The sequence below is a fragment of the Microcoleus sp. A6-C6 genome, from assembly GCF_036705955.1.
GTDB lineage: Bacteria > Cyanobacteriota > Cyanobacteriia > Cyanobacteriales > Microcoleaceae > Microcoleus.
Genome location: NZ_JAUBVR010000003.1, coordinates 19,055 through 28,760, shown reverse-complemented (window position 1 = coordinate 28,760; position 9,706 = coordinate 19,055). Strand labels below are relative to the sequence as shown.

7 protein-coding genes are annotated in these 9,706 nt (G+C 45.8%); 3 read left to right on the top strand and 4 right to left on the bottom strand.

Going from position 1 to position 9,706, the window contains the following annotated elements; all coding sequences use genetic code 11:
* From QUB52_RS02570 to QUB52_RS02555, 4 genes are all read right to left on the bottom strand, one after another.
* Nucleotides 1-2,243, bottom strand: a 2,243-nt coding sequence (locus QUB52_RS02570; protein ID WP_332976101.1) for a DUF4347 domain-containing protein, incomplete at its 3' end; no start/stop codon positions are given.
* Nucleotides 2,244-3,190: 947 nt separating this feature from the next.
* Nucleotides 3,191-5,287: a prolyl oligopeptidase family serine peptidase gene (locus QUB52_RS02565; protein ID WP_332972346.1), complete on the bottom strand. Its 2,097-nt coding sequence runs from the start codon at nucleotides 5,285-5,287 to the stop codon at nucleotides 3,191-3,193.
* A gap of 168 nt (nucleotides 5,288-5,455) precedes the next feature.
* Entirely contained in the window at nucleotides 5,456-6,049 is a 594-nt protein-coding gene (gene recR / locus QUB52_RS02560; protein ID WP_332968159.1) for a recombination mediator RecR, read from the bottom strand.
* Between the two features lie 218 nt (nucleotides 6,050-6,267).
* Nucleotides 6,268-6,636 carry a translation initiation factor gene (locus tag QUB52_RS02555; protein WP_332972345.1) on the bottom strand — a complete coding sequence of 123 codons (369 nt, stop codon included), beginning with the start codon at nucleotides 6,634-6,636 and terminating at the stop codon, nucleotides 6,268-6,270.
* A gap of 383 nt (nucleotides 6,637-7,019) precedes the next feature.
* Between QUB52_RS02555 and trpB the strand changes: the two genes are divergently transcribed.
* The 3 genes from trpB (at nucleotide 7,020) to QUB52_RS02540 (ending at nucleotide 9,589) form a co-directional block, all read left to right on the top strand.
* Nucleotides 7,020-8,261: a tryptophan synthase subunit beta gene (gene trpB / locus QUB52_RS02550; RefSeq protein ID WP_332972344.1), complete on the top strand. Its 1,242-nt coding sequence runs from the start codon at nucleotides 7,020-7,022 to the stop codon at nucleotides 8,259-8,261.
* Between the two features lie 64 nt (nucleotides 8,262-8,325).
* Nucleotides 8,326-8,835, top strand: coding sequence for a CAP domain-containing protein (locus QUB52_RS02545; RefSeq protein WP_332972343.1), 510 nt, complete (start codon nucleotides 8,326-8,328; stop codon nucleotides 8,833-8,835).
* A 121-nt stretch (nucleotides 8,836-8,956) separates the two neighbouring features.
* Nucleotides 8,957-9,589: a ribonuclease D gene (locus QUB52_RS02540; RefSeq protein WP_332972342.1), complete on the top strand. Its 633-nt coding sequence runs from the start codon at nucleotides 8,957-8,959 to the stop codon at nucleotides 9,587-9,589.
* Nucleotides 9,590-9,706: the final 117 nt, after the last annotated feature.

The window sequence follows — 9,706 nt, the reverse complement described above, 5'->3', positions numbered from 1 at the left end:
GTATTTCCAGGAAGAACCGACCCAGTGGTAGGGTTGGCAACTGGCGGTTGGTTGGCGGGTGTCAGAGTCGTGGTGAAATTAGCACCCGGAGCACTACCGTCGTTGTCAGTCGGATTGGGGTCTGGGGTAGCTGAGCTGCTGCTAGCCTTGTTGCTGACGCTGGTGCCTGCGGGTGCGATGAAGCTGACTGTGTTGTCTAGAGCATTGGCCGCACCGATGCCTAAGTTCATAGGAGGGAAGGTGACAATACCCGTAACGCTATTGTAGATGCCACCGTTGGAGGCGATGACTCCTGTTAAACCGGGAATGATGGTGTCGGTGACAGTGACGTTAGTCGCTATGCTCGGCCCGATGTTGACTGTGGAAATTGTGTAAGTAACTATATTGCCAACAGTCTCCGCCACTGGCCCGTTTTTTGTCGTACCGACATCGGCTAGAGCAACTGTAGTTGGGACTTGAGATGTTATGGAAGTACCGTTGTTGTTAGCTGGGTTGGGGTCGTAGGTGCTGGAGTTGCTAAAGGCGGTGTTGGTTATGGTAGTGCCGATCGGCCCGGTGACAGTTGCGGTTATGCTGCGGAGTTCACTAGCACCGCTAGCCAGACTGGGAATCGACGGCCAGATGACAGTCCGCGTTAAAGTGTTGTACACACCATTGCCATTAGGGTCGTTAGCACTAACGAAATCTAAGTTTGCGGGCAGTTGATCTTGAATCAGAACGTCTGCGGCAGCGGATCCACCAGCAGCATTGCTGGTGGTAATTGTGTAGGTAATGTTGCCACCGGGAGCGACGAACGCGGGGCCTGTTTTAAGCACCGAAATGTCGGCTGAAAGTGCAGGAGGGTTGATAGTTTCGACAGCGAGATTAGCAATCTCGTGAATGTTTGTATACAAGCCAGTCGAACTAGCAAAACCAAATTTGAAAGTAGGTGGTATTGTTCCGTTTACCGCCATTAGATCGGGTATGTCGATCAAAGTTACGCCCGTATCAAATACACCGTTGCCGTCAGTATCTATAGCAACTGAAAGACTGCTTGAACCTGGTAGTAATGTAATTTGGACTGTTTTTTTTACATTGGCAGTAGTGCGAGTGGTTGCCAAATTCTGATCTATGCCACCAGGAACGGGAGCGGTAGTTAAAAAGTTATAGTTTGTGGCTGCGCTGCCTCTAATTGTGATTGAATCAGGTCGATCGTTGGGAGGGTTGGGCGTGGCGTTGCCAGTACGTCCTTCATCGGAATTGGAAAAATTGCCATACTCGTCTAATCCGACACCTAAATAACCTCCTACAATCCCGGCTTGACCGCGAGTGGTGTTGGGAGCATAGCCGAGAGAGCCGCCGAAGCCTCCCGCCGATGCTGGCGTAGCTGTTCCGTTAATTAGGAAAAAACTAATGCCATCAGCACCAGTATTGCCGTTATAGGCAAATAAATCAAAGGTAACTTTTAGCCCGTCAGTTGAAGAGATGGGGCTGTTGTAGATGACATAATTTGCTTGGTTCTCCGCGTTTGATGTTAATCTCAAAGCGCCACTGCCTGCTGGATCGAATGGCCCTCCCACTGCACCGGGAATAATGCCGGGGCCGGGGCCTGCGGTTAAGCCAGGAGGAGGTGAACCGTCGGGATTATAAATCCAAGGCCCTAGTGCTGTTGAACCTTGAAAGGTTTCGCTAACTAAAGTTGCCAGGACAGATGTGTAGTTTTCTAGGACTTCTTTTTCAAATGCTAGTTCGGTATTGATTTGTCCTGTAGTAATTTCTAATTCCCAGTCGCCACCTATTGCTGCACTCCCAGTTAGGTGCTGGGAAGCGGCAATATTGGCTCCCGTTAATTCACTGAGCTTTTGTATGAATTTAATCCCGGATTCACCGGCGGCTACGTTACAGCCGTAAATCAAAATATTGCCTTGCTCGTTAAAGGCTTTTCCCCACTGCTGCAATTGACTGCTGTAGGTTTCTAAGTTATCAATATTCAGTTCTGTAGAGCCGATCGCGATTGCTGCTTCTCGGCCGTGAGAAACTATGTGTAGGCTGTTGATGTTGTGGCGCTGACGCACAATTTCGGTGATTTGGTCGATCGCCTCCCTGGTTTGACTGAGTACAAATACTTCCGTTCCTGCTTTGATCCCACCGATCAATTGCCGGTAGTTTTCTACTCTGGAGTCAACCACCACTAGAGATTTTTTGGCTTCAGGCTCTGCTTGAGAGCTGGTTCCTGCAAAAAAAAAGTTGTTTTTAGTGACCATATTTTTAGATTTGGGTATTTTGACGGCTGACATATGCGACATTTTGGGGATCATTTTCATGATCCGTTGATTTACTTATCCGTTCTAACCTACCCCTTTAAAAAAAATCGATCAACAACAAAATATAAATTCTTAATAAATTTTATTAAACCAAAAAATCAATACTTACGTGTGTTTTGTTGAGTTTAAATTTTTAGACCAAATTGGACGGGGAATGCTATGGCACCGAAGCTAGCGCCTAATGACTACTCAACACAAAGCTTTGATGTGGAAAGGTTTTCAGGATTTTACAGCTATAGTTAAGTCTTGTTTTTTTGAGCGTAGACAGTGCCATAAAATTGAAAGCGCGATCGCCCGCCATACAAAATCCGGCTTGAATACCCCTTTTATTTTTTAGTCTCTCTGGACTCGAACCCCGGTTTATGCAAGATCGGTTTCAAGCATTAAGTTTTATAAAAGGGGGTTCTTAACCCGGATTGAATATTACTTACGCATGGCTAAAAAAGGCAGTAATGTAGGTGACGCGAGCGTACTTAGTGCGGACAAAAGTATTACTTGTTACCGAGGCTTTACCGTAAATCCACTGAAAAATATGTTTTTGAGAATTGGAAAGTTTTTAATTTTAGATTCGATTTACTCCTGTTTCCAGCTTGACATTGCCGCTAAACTAACTGAAAAAAGCATTCTCAAAAAAAATGTCAGAATGACCGCTAAAACATACAAAAATTAATATTAAGAAAAATCATGATTTGTGGGGTTGACAATTTTTCTTGATTTATGTTATGTGATAGCTGGTTTCTGCTGCGAACAGCGGTGAAATATCGCAGGATTGGGGGCAAAAATTAGACGAATAATTGCATAAATCTTTGATGAATGCGTCAACCGCAGATTTAAGCCAGATCAACGCAGATGCAACGCAGATACATTCACCCCCAATCCCGCGCTAGTTAAACGTTAATATCGAGTTCGCGCACCAAAAAAGCCCATTCATCTGCCAATTCTTCAATAACTTTAGCGGTAGGTTTGCCACCCCCATGTCCCGCTTTAGTTTCGATCCGAATTAACACTGGCTTTTCTCCCACGTGAGTTGCTTGCAAAGCCGAAGCAAACTTAAAACTGTGCGCCGGAACCACTCTGTCGTCATGATCCGCAGTTGTAATCATTGTCGCCGGATAAGCCGTTCCCGCTTTCAGATTGTGCAGCGGAGAATAGCCGTGAATGGTGGGAAATTCTGCGGGATTTTCCGCCGAACCATATTCAGGAACCCAGGCATGACCAATGGTAAATTTGTGGAAGCGCAACATATCCAGGACACCGACAGCCGGCAACGCTGCGCCGAACAATTCCGGCCGCTGAGTCATGCAAGCCCCCACCAATAAACCGCCATTGCTACCACCTGCGATCGCCAATTTAGCCGGTTTGGTATACTTATTGTCGATCAACCATTCAGCAGCGCTGATAAAGTCATCAAACACATTTTGCTTGTTCAACTTAGTGCCAGCTTGGTGCCAGGATTCGCCGTACTCGCCGCCACCGCGCAAACAGGCTGTCACATAAACTCCGCCCATCTCCAACCACACCACCCTGCTAAGAGAAAAACTTGGAGTCAGCGAGATACTAAAACCACCATAACCGTACAGATAAGTGGGGTTGTTACCATCTAGCTGCAAGCCTTTTTTGTGCGTGATAAACATCGGTACTTGCGTACCGTCTTTGCTGGGATAAAATACTTGTTTTGTCTCGTAATCCTCTGGATTGAAATCAACCTTTGGCTGCCGATAAATCGTACTTTCATCCGTCAGCATATTGTAGCGATAGATTGTATTCGGAGTCGTGAAGCTGGTGTAAGCATAAAAGCTTTCCGTGTCCTGCCGCTTGCCGCCGAATCCTCCCGCCGAACCGATTCCCGGTAAAGCAACATCTCGCACAAAAGAGCCGTCTAAGTTGAAAATTTTAATCTGAGTGTAGGCATCTTTCAGGTAGGAAGCAATAAATTGATTATTGAGGATGCCAATGCCTGCGAGGGTTTCGGCTGCTTCCGGGATAATTTCTGTGAATTGACCTTGACTGTCAGCGCCAGCGAGGGATGATGGTGGTGGGTTGTTGGTGTCGATCGCAATTACGCGGCCCAGCGGTGCATTCAAGTCCGTTTGAAACCAGAACAATGAGCCTTCGTTATCAATGAAACTGTACTCAGCCTCGAATTTGTTAATGAGTTCGACAATGCTTGATTCCGGTGCGGTTAAATCCTTGTAAAAAATTAGGTTTTGCGGGTTAGTGCCGAGCCAAACTGATATAATCAAATACTTGCCGTCTTCCGTAACACCACCGCTAAATCCCCATTCTTTTTCGTCAGGGCGATCGCAAATTAATACATCTTCAGATTGCGGAGTGCCGAGCTTGTGGTAGAATAGCTTTTGATAATAGTTAACGTCTTCGTGTTTAGTTTTTTCGTTTGGTTCATCGTAGCGGCTGTAAAAAAAACCTTTACCGTCTTGAGTCCAGGATGCTCCTGAGAATTTAAGCCACTTTAAATGGTCTGATAAATCTTCCCCTGTTTCGACATTGCGAACTTTCCATTCTTGCCAATCGGAGCCAGAAGTTGACAAACCGTAGGCCATGAGTTTGCCGTCTTCAGTGATAGCTATGCCACCGAGAGCGACGGTTCCATCTTCCGAAAAAGTGTTAGGGTCAAGTAATACTTTTGGTTCGCCGTCGAGAGATGGTAAAGTATAGAGTACGGATTGATTTTGCAGACCGTCATTTTTGTAGTAGAAATAGCGATCGCCCTCTTTGAAAGGTATGCCGTATTTCTCGTAATCCCAGAGTTTAGTCAGTCGCTGTTTAATCTTTTCCCGCGCCGGAATTTGGCTGAGGTAGCCGAAGGTGACTTGGTTTTGAGCTTCCACCCAGGCTTGGGTTTCCTCTGAGTCGGGGTCTTCCAGCCACCTGTAGGGGTCGGATACTTGGACGCCGTGGTAATCGTCTGTTTGGTCGATTTTGCGGGTTGTGGGGTAGCTTAAAGGGCGATCGAATTTGGTCATATTTTTTCACTGTCAGTAACTTTGCTTAGTTTAACCTTTTTTGCAAACTTGCGATTGCGAACCTGAATAAAGCGATCGCACTTCCTTCTCTCCCATCTTCCTTCGTGTCCTTTGCGTCTTCGCGGTTCGTTTCTCTAACTTTTCAACTCAGCGATTGCCCGTTTTAAACTAATCCAATTCCCTCCTTCCTTCCAAAGCGCGAGCCAAAGTTACCTCATCCGCATATTCCAAATCTCCCCCCATCGGCAAACCAAAAGCTATCCGAGTAACCTTGGTAAAAGGTTTCAATAAATGACCGATATAAAGAGTAGTAGTTTCGCCTTCCACGCTAGGACTAATCGCAATAATTACTTCACTAATTTTTTGCTGGCTGACGCGGCGCACTAACGGTTGAATGTTCAATTGTTCCGGGCCAATTCCATCCATCGGCGAGATAACACCGCCAACAACGTGATATTTACCGATGTATTCCCTGGTTTTTTCTAGGGCGATTACGTCGCGGGATTCTGACACTACACAAATGGTAGAACTGTCGCGGTTTGTGTTGCGGCAGATGTCGCAAACAGGTTCAGCGGATAAGTGAAAGCATACCTTACAAAAACCCACTTGTTTTTTGGCATCAATCATAGATTGAGCTAGGGCTTGCACGTCTTCTTCGGGTCGCTTTAAAATATGCAAAGCGAGTCGCTGTGCTGTTTTTGGCCCGACTCCTGGTAAGCGCTGCAATTGTTCGATTAAACGGGCTAAGGGTCGAGTGTACATGAAGTTCAGTTGACAGTTGACAGTTGACAGTTGATGGCGACCTCTACCAAGAAGGAAGAGGATTGGAGTAATGAATAGTCTGATTTTAATTTCTCGCCTTTAGGGGTTCCGGCTTTAAACTAATTTAACCTGATTACAAATTAAGACATGGTAATTGGTAATTGGTAATTAACAACTGACCATTGACTACTGACTGCTGACTACTGACTGCTGACTAATTAGCCTCCGCTAATCTTAGCTTTGTAGCCCATTTTTTTGAGGATTTCGGCAATCTTTTGTTTGTGTTCGCCTTGAATTTCAATTTCGTTGTCTTTAACTGTACCACCTGTGCCACATTGGGCTTTTAGCTGCTTGGCTAAATCTGCTAAAATTTCAGGTTTTCCCTGAAATCCGCTGATGACTGTAACTGTTTTGCCGCCGCGTCCTTTTCGGGATGCTTCTACTTTGAGATTTTGTTGATTTGGGGCAACTTCTGGGGTGCCGCGTTGCATGGCGGCTGAGTTGTCAGTGTTGCCAAACTCGGAGTAAACTATGCGTTTGCCGTCGGTTGTTTTGTTGTCTGAATCTTGGCGTTTGGATGCTGCCATATGTTATAATCCCTGAAATTTTTTTACGGGTATTTCTAGTTTGAGCGGATTGGGGTAAGGTTGCGATCGCTATGAATGCGCTCTCATCTTCTACTTATTGTATTAGCCCGTCAGTCGATTGGAGATTTGAGATCTACTCCATAGATGAATCTGGAAGCTTGAAATTTAGTTTCAAGTCTAAAATTTTTGGTTCTCCGCGACGATTTTCGGGGGCTTGTCTCTGTTTTTTGACGAGTCAAGGGTTGAAGGAATTATAATGAAATTTGTTCGATCGGCTCATCGTGCGCGATCGACTTTGGTACGATCGACTTTGGTGCGATCGACACGCCAGCCTCTAGCTTACCTGCGAATCTAAAAATCTAAAATCTAAAATCTAAAATCCTATGACTGTCACCCCCCTGCGCCTCACCACAGAAACCACCGCCCAACGCCCCGACTCCCTCGGCAGATTCGGCAAATTCGGCGGTAAATATGTGCCAGAAACCCTGATGCCGGCTTTATTCGAGCTAGAAGCAGCTTTTCACAAATACCGAAAAGATCCGGAATTTCAAGAGCAACTCCAAGGATTGCTCAAAGATTATGTCGGCCGCCCCAGCCCTTTGTATTTTGCCGAACGCCTCACAGATCACTACGCTAAAGCAGACGGAACTGGCCCGCAAATTTATCTCAAACGCGAAGATTTAAACCATACTGGAGCTCACAAAATTAACAACGCTTTAGCTCAAGCATTGTTAGCAAAACGCATGGGGAAACAGCGGGTAATTGCTGAAACTGGTGCTGGTCAACACGGTGTTGCTACTGCCACAGTTTGCGCTCGTTTCGGTTTGGACTGCGTTGTCTACATGGGCGTTCAGGACATGGAAAGACAGGCTTTAAATGTGTTTAGAATGCGCTTGATGGGTGCCGAAGTGCGACCCGTGGCCGCTGGTACGGGAACGCTGAAAGATGCGACTTCCGAAGCGATTCGCGATTGGGTGACAAATGTTGAAACTACTCATTACATTCTCGGTTCCGTAGCGGGGCCGCATCCTTACCCGATGATGGTGCGCGATTTCCATGCAATTATCGGTGAAGAAACCCGCGCTCAGTGTCAGGAAAAGTGGGGTGGTTTGCCGGATATTTTATTAGCTTGCGTCGGTGGCGGTTCTAATGCAATGGGTCTTTTCCACGAGTTTGTCGGGGAAGAAACTATTAGATTGATCGGTATTGAAGCGGCGGGCGAAGGTGTGGATACGGACAAACACGCTGCTACTTTGACTAAGGGAACTGTGGGTGTTCTGCACGGGGCGATGAGTTATTTGTTGCAAGATAATGAAGGTCAAGTGATTGAGCCACATTCGATTAGTGCTGGTTTGGATTATCCGGGCGTGGGGCCGGAACACAGTTATTTGAAGGATGCGGGACGGGCTGAATATTACAGTGTCACCGATCAGCAAGCTTTGGATGCTTTTCAGCGCCTTTCGCAGTTGGAGGGGATTATTCCGGCTTTGGAAACTGCTCACGCGATCGCCTATTTGGAGACTCTGTGCCCGCAATTAACGGGGAGTCCGCGCATTGTGCTTAACTGTTCGGGACGCGGTGACAAAGACGTGAACACTGTGGCGAAGGTTCTGAATCTAGTTTAGCGGAATTTTGGGCGATCGCTCTGTAGGAATCGGTAACAATTAACTTTATTTGTCATTCAAGTTCATGTCCAAAGCTTTGGTTTTGATTTCTTTAGGATTGTTGACAATTCTGCCTAATTGTGGTCAGTCCATTTCTGCGCGATCGCTCCCACAAGATTCCATGAATACTAATGTTGCTTTGACGAGTTCGCTGGCTGACTTAGAAAAAGCTGTTAATCAACAGATCAATCAATATCGAGCCTCTAAAAAGTTGCCGCCGTTGACTGTCGATCCGCGAATTAGTCAGATTGCCAGAATTCACAGCGAAAATATGGCGAGTGGGAAAGTTAAATTTAGTCACGATGGATTTGAGGGGCGGGCGAAAGCAATTACTGTTCCCTATCAAAGTGTGGCTGAAAATGTCGCTTACAACATGGGCTACAACGATCCGGTACGCAATGCTGTTGATGGTTGGATTAAAAGTGATGGCCACCGCAAGAATATCGAGAGTCAATTTAATTTGACTGGTATTGGGATTGCGAAAAATGCTAAAGGGGAGTATTATTTTACTCAGCTTTTTGTCCGCAGTAGATAGTTGACAGTTGACAGTTGACAGTTGACAGTTGACAGCATACAGGTTGACCTGGGACAGCAAACAGTTGACAACTGTCAATGTTAATCTAAAATCTAGTCAATGTTAATCTAAAATCTAAATAATGGAATTTCCAGATTTTCAAGTGTGCGATGGCGATATTTCCGATGCTCTGTTATCTTATTATTTGACTGCGGAGGCGATCGCGGTTGATACAGAAACAATGGGTTTGCTACCGTGGCGCGATCGCTTGTGTTTGGTGCAGTTGTGCGATCCTGAAGGTAAAGTGGCGGTGGTGCGGATTGCGAAAGGCCAGACTGCGGCACCAAATTTGAAAAAGCTCATGGAAGTCCCGAATATTGAGAAAGTATTTCACTTTGCCCGCTTCGATATGGCAACAATGCGCTACAATTTAAGTATTGACATTGCACCTGTTTTTTGCACGAAAATAGCCAGCAAGCTAGCCAGAACTTACACTAACAGACACGGACTTAAAGAGTTAATCCAAGAGTTGGAAAAAGTAGAACTCAACAAGACTTCTCAAAGTTCGGATTGGGGAAATTCTCAGCATCTTTCAGATGACCAACTTAACTACGCCGCGAACGATGTCCGCTATTTGCTGAGCGCTAAACAAAAGTTGACGGCTATGTTGCAGCGAGAGGAACGCTGGGAAGTTGCACAGCAATGTTTTCAGTGTTTGCCTGTTTTTGTAACTTTGGATTTGTTGCAGTACGATAAGATTTTTGAACACGGCTAATCTAGCAGAAGGAAGAAGGAAGAAGGAAGAAGGAAGAAGGAAGAATCAATAAAAGCAAGGGTCTCAGCAATTTTAAAGGCTGACGTATGGGTGCCTGAAACCCGGTTTCTATGAGTT

Excerpts from the sequence above, each read along its gene's own strand:
- QUB52_RS02565 (WP_332972346.1), bottom strand. The coding sequence starts at position 5,287 with ATGACCAAATTCGATCGCCCTTTAAGCTACCCCACAACCCGCAAAATC.
- recR (WP_332968159.1), bottom strand. The coding sequence starts at position 6,049 with ATGTACACTCGACCCTTAGCCCGTTTAATCGAACAATTGCAGCGCTTA.
- QUB52_RS02555 (WP_332972345.1), bottom strand. The coding sequence starts at position 6,636 with ATGGCAGCATCCAAACGCCAAGATTCAGACAACAAAACAACCGACGGC.
- trpB (WP_332972344.1), top strand. The coding sequence starts at position 7,020 with ATGACTGTCACCCCCCTGCGCCTCACCACAGAAACCACCGCCCAACGC.
- QUB52_RS02545 (WP_332972343.1), top strand. The coding sequence starts at position 8,326 with ATGTCCAAAGCTTTGGTTTTGATTTCTTTAGGATTGTTGACAATTCTG.
- QUB52_RS02540 (WP_332972342.1), top strand. The coding sequence starts at position 8,957 with ATGGAATTTCCAGATTTTCAAGTGTGCGATGGCGATATTTCCGATGCT.